Source organism: Algoriphagus sp. NBT04N3 (assembly GCF_019443765.1).
Taxonomy (GTDB): Bacteria; Bacteroidota; Bacteroidia; order Cytophagales; family Cyclobacteriaceae; genus Algoriphagus; species Algoriphagus ornithinivorans.
Window position 1 is genome coordinate 97,039 of record NZ_CP048415.1, and the last position, 18,902, is coordinate 115,940.

Consider the following 18,902-nt stretch of genomic DNA (forward strand, 5'->3'; position numbering starts at 1 on the left):
ATTGAAAATCAAGAGATGAAGTTTACCTTACAGCATACTGATCCACAGACCAAAGCCAGAGTCGGTACAGTCGAAACGGATCATGGAACGATTCAAACCCCTATTTTTATGCCTGTTGGAACTACCGGAAGCGTCAAGGCAGTCCATCAAAGAGAACTGAAGGAGGATATTCAGGCACAAATTATCTTAGGCAATACTTATCACCTCTATTTGAGACCGGGATTGGATATCATAGAAAAAGCAGGGGGGCTTCATCGTTTTAATGGTTGGGATAGACCTATTTTGACCGATAGTGGAGGATATCAGGTTTTTTCTTTATCAGGTAGCCGAAAAATAAAAGAGGATGGAGTGATGTTCAAGTCGCATATTGACGGTTCCAAGCATCACTTTACTCCTGAAAATGTCATGGATATTCAGCGGACCATAGGAGCTGATATAATCATGGCCTTTGATGAATGTACTCCATATCCTTGCGAGTATGGCTATGCGAGAAAGTCCATGGAAATGACCCATCGATGGTTAGATAGATGTATCACTCAGTTTGATTCCACCACTGGCAAGTATGGCTATAGTCAGACGTTTTTTCCAATTGTTCAAGGCTCAGTGTACAAAGACTTGCGCAAGCAAAGCGCTGAATTTATTGCCTCTAGAGAGCGGGAAGGGAATGCTATCGGAGGACTATCGGTAGGTGAGCCTGCTGAAATGATGTATGAAATGACTGAGTTGGTGACAGATATTTTGCCTCAAGACAAACCTCGTTATTTGATGGGAGTAGGGACACCGGCTAATATTTTGGAATGCATTGCCTTAGGCGTGGATATGTTTGACTGCGTAATGCCTACCCGGAATGCAAGAAATGGGATGCTTTTTACCTCCGAAGGGATTATTAATATCCGAAATAAAAAATGGGAGGATGATTTCTCTGCAATTGATCCTGCAATAGGTAATTATGCGAGTACTTTTTATTCTAAGGCTTATTTGCGGCATTTAACTATTTCTAAGGAGATTTTAGCTGCGCAAATCGCCAGTATTCATAATTTAGCGTTTTACCTATGGTTAGTAGGACAGGCGAGGGAACATATCCTCGCTGGTGACTTTGCCGTTTGGAAAGAACAAATGGTCAAGAAGGTGAGCACTAGACTTTAATATGAAACTACTCGACAAATTAATCATCAAGGATTTCCTGAAGACCTATTTCTTTGTGGTCCTGATGTTGATTTTGGTGGTTTTGGTGCTGGATTTTACCGAGAAAAACGATAAGTACATTTCCAACCAGGTTCCTGCAGGTGAGATATTGAGATATATGGGTAACTATGGGCTTTATCTCAATAATTTATTGACTCCCATTACTGTATTCATCTCTGTTATTTTCATTACTTCCAAAATGGCCGGAAGAACAGAAATCGTTGCCATTTTAAGTAGTGGGGTGAGCTTTGTACGATTATTAAGGCCATTTTTAGTAGGCGCCGCTTTGATTGGTGGGGTAAGCTTTTATCTGAATGGCTGGGTGCTCCCGTCGGCTACGGAAGGAATGACAGTATTTAAGATGGTCTATTTGGAAAAGGGGGCTCCCAATACAGAGCAAAACATTCATATCAAGGTGGGGGATAATAGTTATGCCTATTTGAGTCGATTTTTTAAGACAAGTAATACAGGGTATAACTTCACTTTAGAAACTATTGAGGATGGTAAACTCTTCGCCAAAATATCATCCGATAGAATAGAGTGGGATACTGCCAAAAATGTCTGGACTTTGATCAATTGGAGATTAAGAGAGCTGAAAGACAGAAAAGAAGAATGGTCAGTTGGAGAAAAAATGGATACTACTTTATCTATTGTTCCAGCTGATTTTGGAGTTCCGGAAAATCATCATGAGACCCTCAAATTACCACAGCTGAGTAAACAAATACGTATTCTGGAAGATAGAGGAGCAGATAATGTGGAGTATTACAAGATAGAGCGATATGTGCGCTTTATGTCTCCATTTGCAGCCTTGATACTGACCTTTATCGGGGTAATTATGTCTGCGAGGAAAACCAGAGGAGGCTCTGGGTTTCAGATCGCGATGGGTTTTTTACTGGCTTTTGTGTACATCCTTTTATTTATTCTGTCCAGAACATTTGCAGAAAATGGAGCAGACTATCCTATATTGGCGGTTTGGCTGCCCAATATTATTTTTGCCCTGACGGGATTAGTCTTGTATAAAACTGTACCTCGATAGATGCAATCCAGCACCATCAAAGATTATTTATTGCTTCATTTCATAGTTTTGATATGGGGCTTTACGGCCATTTTAGGCCTGTTGATCTCTCTTCCGGCCTTGGAACTGGTTTTTTACAGGACCTTGATTGCATCGCTGGGAGTCGCCCTTTTGCTTTTCTGGAGGAAGAAGCCTTTGCTTATTCCGACTCCCCAGATGTGGAAAGTGCTCGGGACAGGATTTTTAATTGCATTGCATTGGATTTTATTCTTTTGGTCTGCCCGTGTTTCGACTGCTTCCGTATGTTTGGCAGGCATGGCTACCACCTCACTTTGGACAGCCTTTGTGGAGCCTTTTTTCAATCGCACTAAAATCAAATGGTATGAAGTTGCCTTAGGTTTAATGGTGATTTCAGGCTTGATTGTCATTTTCAAATTCGAAACAGGATACTGGCTGGGAATGGCAATGGCTTTGGGTTCCGCTTTTTTAGCGGCCTGCTTTTCGGTGATTAATGGAAGGCTAACTCAGCGTCACAGTCCCTATCAAATCACATTTTACGAAATGGCCGGAGCCTGTTTGTTTACACTTTTGTTTATGCCTATTTACGCAGAGTTTTTCACTGAGGGAAAAGGAATACAGTGGGCATGGGTCGGAAATGATTGGTTCTGGTTACTGATTTTAGGTGGGGTCTGTACAGTATATGCATTTTCGGTTTCAGTGGAACTGATGAAAAGACTCACTGTATTTTCTATCAACTTGACGATCAATCTAGAGCCTGTTTACGGGATTGTATTGGCCGTATTGATTTTTGGTGAAAGTGAAAAAATGACTCCGGAATTCTATTTGGGTACCTTGATAATATTGGTTTCTGTTTTAACCTATCCTGTAATGAATTATTGGAACAAGAAAAGGAAAGCTGTAAGGACTTTGGGTTAAAGTTTGATCAGGTCTTCAACTGTTTCGAGTGCCTCTTTTAATTCATCAGAAGTGATTTTCCCCAGTTTTCTTATCAACCGCTCTTTACTCACTGAGCTGAGGTGAAAAATCAATAGTTCTGAACTCGAGCTAAGTCCATTGTCTGGATTCGGAGTTAAAATCGGGTTCCCTTTATACTTTTTGATTTTCGTGGTCAGCGGCGCAATCCAAATAACATTCAAATGGGTATTCATCAAATTGCCGCTTAGGATCACTGCGGGTTTTATTCAAGCTTGTTCCGAACCCCGATTTGAATTTAGATCAATATACCAGATTTCACCTTGCTTCATGATCTTCTACTTGTTTTAACCTGAAATAAGCATTATAAAATCTACTTCGATCTCAAAATACTTCAAAATCAATCGCTTCACTTCACTTTTCGATCTCACCGTAGCGGTGCTACGCCTCGATCTCCAAAGTGCTTGATTTTCTTGCATTTTAATCTCTCGCTACGAATTCTAATGCATAATTCAGGTTTAAATAGGAGGCCATACCTTCTTCAGCCATGGATAGCAAGTCTTGGTCTTGAGATGCTTTTTGGAATGATTTGATATACTCAGCCCTTTTTAGATGGTCCAGATATAGCGAAAGAGCTTGCTCAATCAATTTATTTTTCGGCACTGAAAGGTTTTTGGCTGCTGCTGAGAGTTTTTCCAAAAGGTCATCAGGCAAGGAACTAGTGAAAGTCGCCATGAGATTTATATTTATATTTTATAAATATAAAATTTAAATAAATTTTATGGATATCCGCTTTCTTACCAGTAACAACAAAATACGGCTTATTGTCTGCTAAAAGGATCAGAATCCGGAAGCTTCGGTCTTCGGTCATCGGTCTTCCAATCGGCCAAGCAAAGAAAATAAGGCAACTGGCATGATAGCGGATAATCAGATAAATTTATTTCAAATCGCTTTCAAAAATGAAATAATCCTTATCAATTGAAAAGGACTTGGGTTTAGATTCAAACAGTCCAAAAACTGTAGATCCAGAACCGGACATGGCGGCATAAAAAGCTCCAGCCTCATATAGTTGCTTCTTAATTTTTGCAATTTCCGGATGATTCTGGAAGACACTTGCTTCAAAATCATTAACCAGCTCATCTTTCCATCTATTTCGGTCTGCCAAAACTTCCTCAAGCTTTACCTTAGGTGGAGATGGATTTACTCCTGCATAGGCCTCTTTGGTTCCTATATGGATTCCTGGGTTGACCAGAATTAAATGGCATCCAGTCAGGGAAAGGTCAATGGGTTCTAAGAGTTCCCCGCGTCCTCTGGCAATTTTTGGAGTATTTTCAATAAAGAATGGACAATCACTGCCCAATTGAGCCGCATATTCTTCCAAGAAAAAATTATCCAGATGCAGGTCAAACAGGTTATTCATCAATGTCAAAGCAAAAGCAGCATCCGCGGATCCTCCTCCCAGACCGGCACCCATAGGGATGTTTTTGTGTAAGTGAATCTTTAGATTGGGTAATCCTTGGAAGTCCTTTCGAATCAGCTTTTCCGCCTTGAGAATCAAATTATCCTTTGAATCACCGGGAATCGATAAACCTGTACTTTCCGAGCCACCCTTTTTATCCAAAATCATTTCCAAAGCGTCATAGAGTGGAATAGGAACCATACAAGTTTCGATTTCGTGGTAACCATCCTTTCTTTTGGAAGTGATGTGAAGCCCGAGATTAATTTTTGCGTTTGGAAATGTGATCATCAGAAAAGTCTTTTGACAAAAATAGAGGGATTTTTTATGTGATAAAGGTCTAAAGTAACAATTGAAAAATATGCAAGGATTTTCCTAAAAATTATAGGACTTCGGATGAAAGGATTTTTTTCTTATAAAAAAGGAAACGAAATGAGAAAAAATTTGAAAATAGTGTAAATCAATATATAATTTTGAAAATCGGATTTTTTTAAAATCATATCTTTAAATTATAGCGGTTTAAGAGGTTTATGCAGGTTTAAATTTTGATAAAAATGAATTTACGATACTTTATATTTTGACTTGGAGATAAAAAGGCGAATTAAATATTGTAAGTCTGATATTTCGGGTTTAAGTTTGAATTCTAATTCCTGAAAAGGATGAATCTCAAACCGAAAGATATGTACCCAGTAGTCTTTTTGCTAAGCTTTATTATTCTCATTGGATGTTAATGTGAGGCACTAGACTATTATTCATAATGAAATAAAAATGAAAGTGCCTCAGACCAATGAGGCACTTTTTTTATACCCAATTAAACCTATGACCCTGAAAAAATACAGTTGGGAAATATCAGATAATCCCGAACATCCGGCCGGAAAGGCCATGCTTTATGCCACGGGCATGAGTGATAAAAAGATGAAACAGCCTTTTGTAGGGATAGCAAGTTGCGGATATGAAAGCAATCCCTGCAATATGCACTTGAATGACTTTGCCGGTCTGATCAAAGATTCCTCTCAGGATTATGATCTGACCGGTTTGGTTTTTAATACCATCGGTATTTCAGATGGGACCTCTATGGGTACACTGGGAATGCGCTACTCCTTGGTTTCCAGAGAAATCATTGCAGACTCCATAGAGTCCTTTATACTCGGTCACTCCTTTGATTCATGTGTCGCAGTTGCTGGCTGTGATAAAAATATGCCCGGGGCGATCATTGGGATGCTTCGGATCAACCGTCCCTCGATTATGGTTTATGGAGGAACGATTGCCTCGGGTAATTATAAAGGCGAAAAACTCAACATCGTTTCGGCATTTGAAGCTTTTGGAAAGAAAATCCAAGGGACTATCTCTGAGGAGGATTACGATGGAGTAATCAGAAATGCCTGCCCGGGAGCAGGTGCATGTGGAGGCATGTATACTGCCAACACCATGTCCTCAGCGATTGAAGCTTTAGGAATGTCATTGCCTTACTCTGCTTCCAATCCAGCCAATTCACCTGAAAAAATCCAGGAATGTAAAGATGTAAATCACTACATGAAGATCTTGCTGGAAAAGGATATCAAACCAAAGGATATTATCAGTAGGAAAAGTATTGAGAATGCAGTTCGTGTGGCTATTTCATTGGGGGGAAGTACCAATGCTGTACTTCACTTATTGGCGATAGCCAGAACTGCAGGGGTAGATTTTACTCTAGAAGACTTTAAAGAGCTCAATGCCAAGACTCCGATGATAGGTGATTTCAAGCCTTCCGGAAAATATCTGATGGAAGATTTACATGAGCAAGGAGGTCTTCCTGCATTCATGAAGTATTTCTTGGAAAAAGGATTTTTGCACGGTGACTGTCTCACTGTCACGGGCAAAACATTAGCTGAAAACTTGGAAGGAATTGATCCAATCGTTCCTTCTCGAGTAAATGTGATTCATCCTGTAGAAACCCCCATCAAAGAAACGGGTCACCTATGCATTCTTTCCGGAAATCTTGCTCCAGAAGGTGCGGTTGCAAAAATCACCGGGAAAGAAGGTAGATTATTTACAGGTCCGGCTAAAGTATTCGATTCCGAAAAAGAAGCCAATGATGCAATCCGTGATCATGTAGTAAAAGCCGGAGATGTGGTGGTGATTAGAAATGTAGGGCCTAAAGGAGCTCCGGGAATGCCTGAAATGTTGAAGCCAACTTCCATGATTATTGGAGCTGGACTGGGCGCAGATGTAGCATTAATTACCGATGGAAGATTTTCGGGCGGTACTCATGGCTTTGTAGTGGGGCATGTCACTCCTGAGGCTTGGACAGGTGGGCCTATCGGTCTACTAAAAGGCGGAGATATGGTCACCATAGATACGGATCATCAATTGCTGTCTGTAGACGTTTCGGAAGCTGAATTTGCTGAAAGAAAGAAAAGCTGGTCTCCAAAAGTCATTGAGGACTTGCAGGGTACTTTGAAAAAATACAATAAACTCGTTGCCACCGCCTCTGAAGGTTGTGTCACAGATAAATTCTAATGCTATGAAGGAATCAATGATCAGAGGGGCGGACATCGTAGTCCAATCTTTAATAGCGGAACAGGCAGAAATTATTTTTGGCTACCCCGGCGGTGCAATCATGCCTGTATACGATGCATTGTATGACTATCATGAACAAATCAAGCATGTATTGACCCGACATGAGCAAGGAGCCATCCATGCAGCTCAAGGCTATGCCAGAGTCTCTGGTAAAGTAGGGGTTTGTTTGGCTACATCAGGTCCAGGAGCGACTAACCTTATCACAGGTTTGGCAGATGCGCAGATCGACAGTACTCCTTTGGTTTGTATTACAGGACAAGTAGCTGCACACCTGTTAGGCACAGATGCATTCCAGGAAACAGACGTCGTCGGTATTTCTATGCCAGGAACTAAATGGAATATTCAAGTAAGAAAGGTTGAAGATATTGCTCCAGCCATAGCCAAAGGTTTTTATATAGCCCGTTCGGGAAGACCAGGGCCTGTACTGATCGATATTACCAAAAATGCCCAAGTTGACTTTGGGGAAATGAATTATGCCCCTTGCATGGGTTTCAGATCTTACAAAACACATATACCTGTTGAAAAGACAGCCATTCAGGAAGCTGCTGAACTGATCAACAAGGCAGAAAGACCTTATATAGTTTTTGGTCAGGGAGTGGTATTGGGGAAGGCTGAGACGGAGTTGAAATTCTTTTTAGATAAAACAGGCATTCCAGCGGCATCAACCTTATTGGGTTCAGGAGCTATTTCTCAAGATCATCCCAATTATGTGGGAAAACTTGGTATGCATGGAAATTATGCTCCCAATTTATTGACCAATCAATGTGATGTATTAATCGCAATTGGGATGCGCTTTGATGACCGGGTGACTGGTGATTTAAAACGATATGCTAAACAGGCCAAGGTCATTCATTTGGAACTTGATCCGGCAGAAATCAATAAAAATGTTAAAGCAGATATTCCTGTGTTAGGGGATTGCAAAGAGAGTTTGTCTTTGTTGACTGCAGCAGTTTCAGAGAAGACGCATCCAGCTTGGATGACTAAGTTCCGGGAGCTGGAGCAAATGGAGAAAGATGCTGTGATGCAGCATGATATTACTCCTACCAAAGTGGGTTTGACGATGGGAGAGGTAATTAATCTAATCAATCAATACAAAGCAGATGATGCGGTCTTAGTCACAGATGTAGGACAGCATCAGATGATAGCATGGAGGTATTTTAATTATAAAAAGACCCGAACTCAAGTGACTTCTGGTGGCCTGGGGACCATGGGTTTTGCTTTGCCAGCTGCTTTAGGAGCACAACTTCATGATTACTCTAGACAAGTGATTTGCGTGGTAGGCGATGGTGGGATTCAGATGACCATTCAGGAATTGGGAACCATTATGCAAACTAAAGCTCCTGTGAAAATTGTCCTTTTGAATAATAATTACCTGGGTATGGTGAGGCAGTGGCAGCAGATGTTTTTTGATAAGCGCTATTCTTTCACCGAGTTGGACAATCCTGACTTTGTAAAAATTGCTGAGGCTTATCAGATCAAAGCTCAAAAAGTGACTGATCGAGGAGATCTAAAAGAAGCAATTGAAGATATGCTGATCCATGATGGCCCCTTTTTCTTAGAGGTAGTAGTGGAAAAAGAAGATAATGTATTCCCGATGATCGCCACAGGATGCTCTGTGGAGGAAGTAAGACTAAGCTAAAAACTTATGAAGCGATATACCATATTTGTCATTACTGAGAATTTCATCGGCATACTCAATCGGATTACTATCATTTTTACCCGAAGAGGGATCAATATAGATGCCCTTACTGCTTCAGAAAGTAGGCTGGAGGGGATTCATAGAATCACGATCGAAGTTACAGCCACTGAAGAAACAGTAATTCAACTGGTCAATCAGATCGAAAAGATTATAGATGTAATCAAAGCCTTTTATCACGAAGATGAGGCTGTAGTTTATCAGGAAATCGCCTTATACAAGATCCCTGTGTCAAAATTGGACGGGGGCTTGGAGAAAGTCATTCGACAGCATAATGCTAAAATCATTGCTGCTGAGCCTGAATTTGTGGTACTGGAACTGACGGGTCACAAAGAGCAAACTCAGGAGCTCTTGGAAATCCTCAAAGGATACGGACTGCTGGAATTTGCCAGATCAGGAAGAGTTGCCGTAGCAAAAAGAATGCTTACGATTGACTCATTTGTAAAATAAAAAATTGAAAATCAATCCATTAAATCTAATAATAACACTATGAAATTGAAATTTGGCAGCGTTGAAGAAAACGTAGTAACCAGAGAGGAATTTCCTCTGGAAAAAGCACGCGAAGTATTGAAAAATGAAGTAATCGCTGTGCTGGGTTATGGTGTACAGGGTCCTGGACAGGCACTCAACCTGAAGGACAATGGCTTCAACGTGATCGTTGGCCAGAGAAAAGGATCTAAAACTTGGGATAAGGCAGTTTCTGATGGCTGGGTTCCTGGAGAAACTTTATTTGAACTGGAAGAAGCTTGCGAAAGAGGAACTATCCTTCAATTTTTGCTTTCTGATGCAGGTCAGATTGCACTTTGGCCGACAGTGAAGAAGCACCTGACTCCTGGAAAAGCACTTTATTTTTCCCATGGATTTGGTGTGACTTATAAAGAAAAGACAGGAATCGTTCCTCCGGCAGATGTAGATGTGATTCTAGTGGCTCCAAAAGGATCCGGAACTTCTTTGAGAAGAATGTTTGTGGAAGGTAGAGGACTTAACTCTTCTTATGCAATTTACCAGGATGCTACTGGGAAAGCCAAAGACCGGGTAGTAGCATTGGGTATTGGTGTTGGTTCTGGGTACCTGTTCGAAACAGACTTTTACCGGGAGGTAACTTCTGACCTGACTGGTGAAAGAGGAACGCTGATGGGAGCAATTCAAGGGATTTTCGCAGCCCAATATGAAGTTTTGAGAGCAAATGGGCATACGCCTTCTGAAGCTTTCAACGAAACAGTCGAAGAGTTGACTCAATCCTTGATGCCTCTAGTGGCCGAAAATGGAATGGACTGGATGTATGCCAACTGTTCTACCACGGCTCAAAGAGGAGCCTTGGACTGGTGGAAGCCATTCAGAGATGCTACCAAGCCGGTTTTCGAAGCACTTTACGATTCAGTGAAGACTGGAAAAGAGGCTCAAAAGTCTATAGATTCTAACTCTAAGTCTGATTACAGAGAAAAACTAGAAGAAGAATTGAAAGAATTAAGAGAGTCTGAAATGTGGCAGGCAGGAGCTGTCGTCCGTCAGTTGAGACCAGAAAATAACTAAAACCCAAAAAATCATGAGTGACAAGCTGTGGATATTCGATACTACCCTGAGAGATGGGGAGCAAGTGCCGGGATGTCAGTTAAACACCCGGGAGAAAATTGTGGTGGCAAAAGCTCTGGAAGAACTGGGAGTGGATATCATAGAAGCTGGATTTCCTATTTCCAGCCCAGGTGATTTCAATTCCGTTCAGGAAATTTCAAAAGCTGTTTCAAATCCAATCATTTGTGCCCTTTCCAGAGCCGTAGAAAAGGATATTGAAGTGGCAGCGGCAGCACTTAAATACGCGAAAAAAGGACGTATTCATACCGGAATTGGGGTTTCTCCTTATCATATTCAGTACAAGTTGAGAACTACTCCAGATGAAATCATCCGGAGAGGTGTGGCAGCAGTAAAATTTGCCAGACAGTTTGTAGAGGATGTGGAGTTTTATGCAGAAGACGCAGGAAGGTCTGAGCCTGATTTTCTTTGTAAAATCATAGAGGAAGTGATCAAAGCAGGTGCTAGGGTGGTCAATATTCCAGATACCACTGGATATTGTCTTCCTGAGCAGTATGGAGCGATCATCGCCAATCTGAAAAATAATGTTCCCAATATCGATAAGGCGATTATTGCTACACATTGTCATAATGACTTAGGGATGGCTACTGCAAATACAGTGGCAGGAGTGCAGCATGGAGCCCGTCAGGTAGAAGTGACTATCAATGGTATTGGAGAACGAGCAGGGAATACCTCCATGGAGGAAGTGGTTATGGCGATTAAATGTCATCAATCTATCCCTGTTCACACAGATATAGTTACTCCTTTGATTTACAAGACTAGTCGCTTGGTTTCTAAGCTAATGAACATGCCTGTTCAGCCTAACAAAGCAATCGTTGGAAGAAATGCTTTTGCGCATTCTTCAGGCATTCACCAGGATGGAGTATTGAAGCATAGAGAGAATTATGAGATCATTGATCCTAAGGAAGTTGGGGTTGAAGAATCTTCAATTGTTCTTACCGCTAGATCAGGAAGGGCAGCACTTAAGCACCATTTGGATGCATTGGGTGTTGAATTAGAAGGAGAAGAACTTCGTGAGGTATATGAGGCTTTCCTTTTGTTGGCTGACTCTAAAAGAGATATAGGTCGCAAAGACCTTTTGGAGCTTGTCGGCAAATACATGGATGAATCCAATTTTATAGAATTGGAAAAAGTGACTTATGCTTCCAATGGTTCTATCCAGGCAGAAGTAAGCTTGAAAATTGGAAACGAATCTCACCAAGCCTCTTCTTCAGGTGTAGGGCCGGTAGACGCGGTTCTTAAATCAATCGAAAAAATCGTCAAACCTCAGGTGGACTTGGAGGAATTCCTGATTCAAGCTATTACCCATGGTTCAGACGATGTGGCCAAAGTTCATATGAGATTGATTAAATCAGAAAAACCTTACTACGGATTCGCCTCTCATGAGGATATAGTCTTAGCCTCAGCACAGGCATTTGTAGATGCATTAAATAAAATACCAGTCAAAGAATACGTGACTGCCTAATTATGGAAAAGACAACATTATTTGACAAAATCTGGGATGCCCACGTGGTAAAATCCGTTCCGGCAGGACCAGATGTATTCTTCATTGATAAGCATTTTATCCATGAAGTCACCTCTCCAGTAGCCTTTCTCAACTTGGAAAAAAGAGGCATTGGTGTGAAGTACCCACACAGAACAATCGCTACTCCGGATCATAATGTTCCTACAGTAGACCAAGATCAGACTATCAAGGATAAATTATCCAGAATGCAGGTCGAAAAACTTCGGCACAACTGCGCTAAATATGGAATTGAACTTCATGACTTAGGTTCGGCTCACCATGGGATTGTCCATGTCATAGGGCCTGAATTGGGTGTGACCCAGCCTGGAATGACCATCGTTTGTGGGGACTCCCATACTTCTACTCATGGAGCTTTTGGAGCTATTGCCTTTGGAATCGGTACTTCTGAAGTGGAGATGGTTTTGGCTACCCAATGTATCATGCAGTCCAAGCCTAAAAAGATGCGGATTTCCGTGGAAGGAGAACTTGGCAATGGAGTCACTTCAAAGGATATTATCCTTTACATCATATCTAAGATATCCGCTGCTGGAGCGACTGGATACTTTGTAGAATACGCAGGGTCGGCTATTCGCAGCCTATCGATGGAAGCCCGAATGACCATTTGCAATATGTCTATAGAAATGGGAGCTCGTGGTGGATTGATTGCTCCGGATGAGACGACTTTCGAATTTTTGAAAGGGAAACAATACGCTCCAAAGGGCGAGGAATGGGATCAGGCTGTAGCTTATTGGAAAACACTCAAGACCGACGAGGGAGCTGTTTTTGACAAGGAGCTCACTTTTGATGCGGCAGATATAGAACCAATGATTACTTATGGTACTAACCCTGGTATGGGCATCAAAGTCAAAGATTCCATCCCAACCACAGAAGGTATGGAAGGATCTAACAAGAAGTCCTACTTGAAGTCATTGGATTACATGGGATTTCAGCCCGGAGAACCAATCAAAGGCAAGCAAGTGGACTATGTATTCGTAGGCTCTTGTACCAATGGACGAATTGAAGATATCCGCGCGGTAGCACAATTTGTCAAAGGCCGAAAAAAGGCCGATAATATCACCGCCTGGATTGTGCCTGGATCAAGAGAGGTCGAAAAGCTAGCGCATGAGGAAGGCTTGGTCAAAATTCTTGAGGAAGCAGGATTTGAGTTGAGACAACCCGGTTGTTCGGCTTGTCTGGCCATGAACGATGATAAAATTCCATCCGGAAAGTATGCAGTTTCTACTTCCAATAGAAACTTTGAAGGACGTCAAGGACCCGGCGCACGAACAATGCTCGCATCCCCTCTCACGGTAGCTGCTGTAGCTGTCACTGGGCGTATCACTGATCCTAGGGAGGTTTTCGATAATTAATTTAGAGTTATAAGTTATTGGTTAGTAGTTATTAGTGTCTGAATGTAATATGTCGACATCACTGTAACCCACCAATAACAAATAACCAATTTCTAATCAACTGATAAAAAATGGCTTACGATAAATTTACCATATTGACCAGCACCGCAGTTCCTTTGCCAACGGAAAACGTGGATACGGATCAAATTATTCCTGCACGCTTTCTCAAGGCTACTGAGCGGGAAGGCTTTGGTGACAACCTGTTCCGTGACTGGAGATATGATGTAGAGGGAAATCCCAAGAAGGATTTTGTCCTGAATGATCCAACTTATACTGGAAAAATTTTGGTTGCGGGCAAGAATTTCGGATCAGGATCAAGCAGAGAGCATGCTGTTTGGGCGCTGTATGATTATGGCTTTCGATGCGTAGTCTCCAGTTTTTTTGCAGATATTTTCAAAAATAACTGCCTAAATATCGGAGTACTTCCTGTGACGGTATCTCCTGAATTTGCTGATAAGTTGCTTTCTGCAATAGAAGAGAACCCTAACACTCAGATCGAAGTTAATCTGCCTAAGCAAAAAATCACTTTGCTTTCAACTGGAGATTCTGAGTCTTTTGATATCAATGAATATAAAAAGGCTAACATGCAAAACGGTTTCGATGATATCGATTACTTGTTGAACATGTCCTCAGAAATCGATGCTTTTGCAGCATCCAGATAATTAATGTCACTTATGGGGGAGGATAAAAATCATATGATCAATCAACCCTCCAAGGGTTCTAAACCCTTGGAGGGTTTGACCCAGCGACGTATAGAGATTATGGACACAACCTTGAGGGATGGAGAGCAGACCTCAGGGGTTTCCTTTTTGCCTTCTGAAAAATTGCAGATTGCCAAACTTTTACTGGATGAACTCAAAGTAGACCGGATTGAAGTTGCTTCTGCCCGGGTTTCAGAGGGAGAGCTGGAAGGTGTTCAGAAAATTACTCAGTGGGCTTCTCAAAAGGGTTATTTGGAAAGAGTGGAGGTTTTGGGTTTTGTCGATACCCCTGCTTCTGTCAATTGGCTATTGGAAGCAGGAGCAAAGGTGATGAATTTGCTGACCAAAGGATCCCTCAACCACCTGACCCATCAACTCAAGAAAACACAGGAAGAGCACTTTGAGGATATTCGAAAATCCATACAGCATGCCAGAGAAAATCAAATAAGCGTAAATGTATATTTGGAAGATTGGTCTAATGGAATGCGGAATTCTCAAGAGTATACTTTGAGTTTGATCGAGTTTTTGACCAAACAACCTGTCAAAAGAATTATGCTTCCTGACACCTTGGGCTTGCTTTCCCCAGAAGAGGTAAAGGAGTATTTTCAGATGATTATTGCTAAGTTTCCTGATGCCCATTTTGATTTTCATGCTCACAACGACTATGATTTGTCAGTGGCTAATGTCATGGAAGCAGTTTTACATGGGGTTTCAGGGATTCATACTACTATTAATGGCTTAGGAGAGCGTGCAGGAAATGCTCCTTTGGAATCTGTCATTGCTGTGATCAAGGATTTTACAGAACTGGAAATCGGAGTTCAGGAGCAGAAGATATTCAGGGTCTCTAAGTTGGTAGAGCAATTTTCCGGGCAACATATTCCTGCGAATAAACCTGTGGTAGGGGAGAATGTCTTTACTCAGACTGCAGGGATTCATGCAGACGGAGATAATAAGAAGAATCTTTATTTCAATGATCTGATGCCAGAGCGATTCGGTCGTCAAAGGAAGTATGCGCTTGGAAAAACCTCTGGCAAAGCGAATATTCTCAAAAATCTGGAAGAGTTGGGGATTTCTTTGGAAAAAGAAGAGCTAGCCAGAGTTACACAGAGAATCATTGAACTGGGAGATAAAAAAGAGCGGGTAACTACTGAGGATTTACCGTACATTATTTCGGATGTTCTTCAGAATAATTCCATTTCAAAAAATATCAGCATTGAAGGGTACCACATGACCCATTCCAAAGGTTTGAAACCCACCGTTCAGTTGCGTATGAGGATTCATGAGAAAACTTATGATGCTTCTGCAACAGGAGATGGGCAATATGACTCCTTTATGCGAGCCTTACGAAAAATTTATAAGTCAATGGGGCGTGAGCTTCCCAAGTTGACAGACTATCATGTTTCCATTCCACCTGGAGGTAAAACAGATGCTTTTGTAGAGACTGTAATTACCTGGGAATACGGAAAGATATTCAAAACCAAAGGTCTGGATCCAGATCAAACAGTGGCGGCCATGATGGCTACCGAAAAAATGCTTAATATCATAGAATCAATTAATTACAATCCAAAACAAGAAGAATCCACCTATTATGGAAATGAATATCGCGCTGCTGCCGGGTGACGGCATTGGTCCTGAGGTTGTAGCACAGGCTGTCAAAGTTGTTAAAGCTGTCGGTCAGAAATTCGGACACAAAATCACTTTTAAAGAAGGCCTGGTAGGAGCATGTGCTATTGATGCAACAGGTGACCCTTACCCGGATGCTACCCATGAAATTTGCGCTGCATCTGATGCTGTTCTTTTTGGTGCCATTGGTGATCCCAAATATGATAATGATCCAAAAGCTAAAGTTCGTCCGGAACAAGGGCTTTTAAGAATGCGTCAAAAGCTGGGATTGTTTGCCAATGTGCGTCCTACATTCACCTTTCCATCCTTGGTTCATAAATCACCTTTGAAGTTAGACAGGGTTGAGGGAGTAGATTTTGTCTTTTTTAGAGAATTGACCGGAGGGGTTTATTTCGGAGAGCCTAGAGGAAGAAATGAGCAGGGAACCAAAGCATTTGATACCAATGTGTATAGCAAAGAGGAGATTGTGAGATTGGCAAGGATGGGCTTCGAAGCTGCACAAAAAAGAAGAAAATTGCTGACCTGCGTAGACAAAGCGAATGTCATGGCTACTTCCCGATTGTGGAGAGAAACAGTTCAGGAGTTAGCGGCCGAGTATCCGGATGTCAAGGTAGAATATGAATTCGTAGATGCAGTGGCGATGCGGCTGATTCAGTGGCCCAAAGCCTATGATGTCTTGATTACAGAAAATTTATTTGGTGATATTTTGACAGATGAAGCATCAGTTATTTCTGGATCTATGGGCTTGATGCCATCTGCTTCCTTGGGCTCTAATGTGAAGCTTTTCGAACCAATCCACGGATCCTATCCACAAGCAGCGGGAAAAGACATCGCCAATCCTTTGGCAACCGTGCTTTCAGCTGCAATGATGTTTGAATATGCCTTTGATCTAAAAGAGGAAGCTCAGGCTATTTCGGATATTGTAAATTTATCCTTGGCTGAAGGAGTGGTGACAGAAGATATTGCCGAGGGAGGAAAGTCTTATAAAACTTCGGAAGTCGGCGATTGGCTGGCAAAAAAGATTCTGGGATAGGATTTACTTCCTGTTATTAAAGAGGCCACCTCAGGAATGGGGTGGTTTTTTTTGGAATTTCCGAACTGAAAATTTGCAGAGTAGTGTGACTAAGAATTATTTTGAGCGGTAACACGGGTTGCTGAGATTTTTGGTGCTACTATTATTTCTTGATTACTTCATGGACGGCTTATGAAACTCCCAAAACTTTTGCTCCTATCTCTATTGGGGCTCGTAATGATCGCTTGCTCCTCTGAAGAAAAAGACATGAGCAAATTCGATTTTTCTGACCCAGAGCTCATCCCTGAGGGGATCAAGGAGTGGATTCAGGTCAAAAGCAATATCCAACTGTCCCTTCCTGATTCTATAATTATGGGCAAAGTACTTCAGGTAGAGTTTTCAGATTCGGAGATTTTTCTACTTGAATCAGGGATGAATGCAAGCATCTTGGTCTTTGGTCGAGACGGCACCTTTAAAAGACGCTTATTTAAATCAGGAAATGGTCCTGGGGAATATGCTCAGATAGATTTTTTTCTCTTGAGAGAAAGTTCTATCCTGATCTATGATCGATCCCAGCAAAAATTTATTGATTATCAAAAGAAAGACTTTTCCTCGTTTGAAGAATCCAAGACGATGGATTATTTCATGGGTGGAATAGGTGGTTTTGTGGGGGATGGTTTGTTTTTAGTATCTGATTCTGAGATGCAAGAGAATTTGTACAAGGGTTACGGATTTTCTAATGGAGACATTTCTCAGATCGATTACAGCGTGGAGAACCCAGGGTATATTGAAGCTTTTCTTCCTCAAAGTATTTCTGAGAATGGGGCAGAAAAGTGGCTGGTACAGTCATTCAGTGAAAAAGTTTTTCGGATTACCCTGGACAGTTTGATGCTGATAAGACAAATAGATTTCGGAAGTAAAAAAATCCCAGATGAGGTCGCATCCTTGTCTGACGCATATGAATTATATGAAGTTATTGATCAAGGGGCTTACTACTTTGCTGTGCACAACTTAATCTGGCGTGAGGATTTGGTGGGATTTAACTTTTTCAATGAAACCATCGACAACCTGAACTTTGGGTTGATCCAAAATGGGAAAGCCTACCGTTTTTCGATTGATTCCGATTTGAAGGAGCTTTTCCTCAAGCCGATAGCTGTTCGCAAGGGTTTATTTCATACGGTATTGTTACCCGGGGAATACGATGAGGAAGCAATTGAGCTATTAAATCTTACTGAAGTTGATGATGAAAAACCCATTTTGGTGTCCTATACGATCGGTCAATAAATGGCTGATTATTCCATTTGTGTTAATCTGTGTTTCCTCATTTGGACAAGAACGAAGCACGACCTATTTCTATTCCTTTAATGAGCAGATACCCCTTGCCTATCTAAGAGTGCAAGTAGACGGCGGTAGTTTTATGGATTTTACTGATCTCACTGGGAAACTGGAATACCTAAAAAAGGAAATCCCCGAGAATGCCTCGATAATTATCTCCGGCTATGGGATCAATGATACGCTACTTTCGATTAAGGAAATTTGGAATCTCGATACGATATTTTTGAAGACCAAAGAATTTGAGCTTCCCGAAGTAGCTGTGAATTCATCAAAGCTGAGTGAACTGAAAATAGGTGATTCAAAAGCAGAAGGTTGGCAGGCAGCCAAACCTATCGGCTTGATAGGAGCCGCTGAGGAAGAATTTTACCGCTATACTATTCGCATAAAGATTCCGAAGAAAAAGCAACTTTATCTCGAAGAGATTAAATTTTACGTTTCTGATATTCTGGAAGAAAAAGTGGATGTATCCATTCGGATATTATTTCCAAATAATGGTCTGCAACTTAAACCCGGAAGAAATAATTCTATTCAAGATTTTGTGGAATTATTGCAGGGAAATAAGGTGATAGAAGTAGCAAAACCAGGTTGGATGCAAGTAAATTTCGATGAGTCTGTCGGTATTCCGGAGGGAGTGAAGGACTTATTTATTGTTTTTGATCTCTTAGAAAAAGAGCCCAAGTCGAAATTTGCTCTAGCAGATCAGCGGGTAAGTAAAAATATTGATTTGGGTTTCTATATTACTGGAGGAGAAATTGGTGTATTCCACCCTGACAAGTTCCATCCTGCTGTTGAGTTAACTTTCTTAAAGGAGTAAGTGAATTTTACTGTCAATAATTCTAAGTAAATCACAGAATAGCCTGTGAAACCTATAAAGTCGGCGACTG

At 41.4% G+C, this 18,902-nt stretch carries 17 protein-coding genes; 14 read left to right on the top strand and 3 right to left on the bottom strand.

From position 1 onward, the window contains the following. Positions 1-15 precede the first annotated feature (15 nt). Genes tgt through GYM62_RS00505 form a run of 3 tightly spaced genes read left to right on the top strand, consistent with a single transcriptional unit; the run spans position 16 to position 3,136 of the window. Positions 16-1,146: a tRNA guanosine(34) transglycosylase Tgt gene (tgt, locus tag GYM62_RS00495; RefSeq protein ID WP_219959371.1), complete on the top strand. Its 1,131-nt coding sequence runs from the start codon at positions 16-18 to the stop codon at positions 1,144-1,146. A 1-nt stretch (position 1,147) separates the two neighbouring features. Then, positions 1,148-2,221 (top strand): LptF/LptG family permease, encoded by a 1,074-nt coding sequence (locus GYM62_RS00500; RefSeq protein WP_144607344.1) that lies wholly within the window; start codon positions 1,148-1,150, stop codon positions 2,219-2,221. Next, positions 2,222-3,136, top strand: coding sequence for a DMT family transporter (locus GYM62_RS00505; RefSeq protein WP_144607343.1), 915 nt, complete (start codon positions 2,222-2,224; stop codon positions 3,134-3,136). It abuts the gene before it with no gap. On the opposite strand, the gene GYM62_RS00510 is transcribed toward GYM62_RS00505, so the two are convergent. The 3 genes from GYM62_RS00510 to ispE form a co-directional block, all read right to left on the bottom strand. After that, positions 3,133-3,390: a type II toxin-antitoxin system PemK/MazF family toxin gene (locus GYM62_RS00510; RefSeq protein ID WP_255590459.1), complete on the bottom strand. Its 258-nt coding sequence runs from the start codon at positions 3,388-3,390 to the stop codon at positions 3,133-3,135. The two genes, GYM62_RS00505 and GYM62_RS00510, sit on opposite strands and share 4 nt — an antisense overlap. Positions 3,391-3,613: 223 nt before the next feature. Further along, positions 3,614-3,868 (bottom strand): ribbon-helix-helix domain-containing protein, encoded by a 255-nt coding sequence (locus GYM62_RS00515; RefSeq protein WP_144607341.1) that lies wholly within the window; start codon positions 3,866-3,868, stop codon positions 3,614-3,616. 202 nt (positions 3,869-4,070) lie between these two features. Then, entirely contained in the window at positions 4,071-4,880 is an 810-nt protein-coding gene (ispE, locus tag GYM62_RS00520) for a 4-(cytidine 5'-diphospho)-2-C-methyl-D-erythritol kinase (RefSeq protein ID WP_144607340.1), read from the bottom strand. Positions 4,881-5,408: 528 nt separating this feature from the next. Between ispE and ilvD the strand changes: the two genes are divergently transcribed. The 11 genes from ilvD to GYM62_RS00575 all read left to right on the top strand — a co-directional run bounded on the left by ilvD (position 5,409) and on the right by GYM62_RS00575 (position 18,832). After that, positions 5,409-7,088, top strand: a complete 1,680-nt coding sequence (gene ilvD / locus GYM62_RS00525) for a dihydroxy-acid dehydratase (protein WP_219957898.1) — start codon at positions 5,409-5,411, stop codon at positions 7,086-7,088. A gap of 4 nt (positions 7,089-7,092) precedes the next feature. After that, complete coding sequence (gene ilvB, locus GYM62_RS00530; protein WP_175557921.1) at positions 7,093-8,787, top strand: biosynthetic-type acetolactate synthase large subunit; 1,695 nt, start codon at positions 7,093-7,095, stop codon at positions 8,785-8,787. A gap of 6 nt (positions 8,788-8,793) precedes the next feature. Then, a complete protein-coding gene (ilvN, locus tag GYM62_RS00535; protein ID WP_091654936.1) occupies positions 8,794-9,294 on the top strand; it encodes an acetolactate synthase small subunit in 501 nt (166 codons plus the stop codon). A gap of 39 nt (positions 9,295-9,333) precedes the next feature. Continuing rightward, positions 9,334-10,377 (top strand): ketol-acid reductoisomerase, encoded by a 1,044-nt coding sequence (ilvC, locus tag GYM62_RS00540; RefSeq protein ID WP_091654935.1) that lies wholly within the window; start codon positions 9,334-9,336, stop codon positions 10,375-10,377. A 13-nt stretch (positions 10,378-10,390) separates the two neighbouring features. Beyond that, positions 10,391-11,899, top strand: coding sequence for a 2-isopropylmalate synthase (locus GYM62_RS00545; protein ID WP_091654934.1), 1,509 nt, complete (start codon positions 10,391-10,393; stop codon positions 11,897-11,899). Between the two features lie 2 nt (positions 11,900-11,901). Next, positions 11,902-13,308 carry a 3-isopropylmalate dehydratase large subunit gene (leuC, locus tag GYM62_RS00550; protein WP_219957899.1) on the top strand — a complete coding sequence of 469 codons (1,407 nt, stop codon included), beginning with the start codon at positions 11,902-11,904 and terminating at the stop codon, positions 13,306-13,308. Positions 13,309-13,418: 110 nt separating this feature from the next. Next, on the top strand, positions 13,419-14,009 hold the full coding sequence (gene leuD, locus GYM62_RS00555; RefSeq protein ID WP_219957900.1) for a 3-isopropylmalate dehydratase small subunit: 591 nt from the start codon (positions 13,419-13,421) through the stop codon (positions 14,007-14,009). A gap of 99 nt (positions 14,010-14,108) precedes the next feature. Further along, a complete protein-coding gene (locus GYM62_RS00560) occupies positions 14,109-15,668 on the top strand; it encodes an alpha-isopropylmalate synthase regulatory domain-containing protein (RefSeq protein WP_219959372.1) in 1,560 nt (519 codons plus the stop codon). Continuing rightward, entirely contained in the window at positions 15,637-16,704 is a 1,068-nt protein-coding gene (gene leuB / locus GYM62_RS00565) for a 3-isopropylmalate dehydrogenase (protein WP_219957901.1), read from the top strand. Before GYM62_RS00560 ends, leuB begins: the two co-directional genes overlap by 32 nt. A 246-nt stretch (positions 16,705-16,950) precedes the next feature. Continuing rightward, on the top strand, positions 16,951-17,967 hold the full coding sequence (locus GYM62_RS00570) for a 6-bladed beta-propeller (protein ID WP_219957902.1): 1,017 nt from the start codon (positions 16,951-16,953) through the stop codon (positions 17,965-17,967). Continuing rightward, the gene (locus GYM62_RS00575; protein WP_219957903.1) at positions 17,924-18,832 is read left to right on the top strand and encodes a hypothetical protein; all 909 of its coding nucleotides are present in this window, start codon (positions 17,924-17,926) and stop codon (positions 18,830-18,832) included. Before GYM62_RS00570 ends, GYM62_RS00575 begins: the two co-directional genes overlap by 44 nt. Positions 18,833-18,902 lie beyond the last annotated feature (70 nt).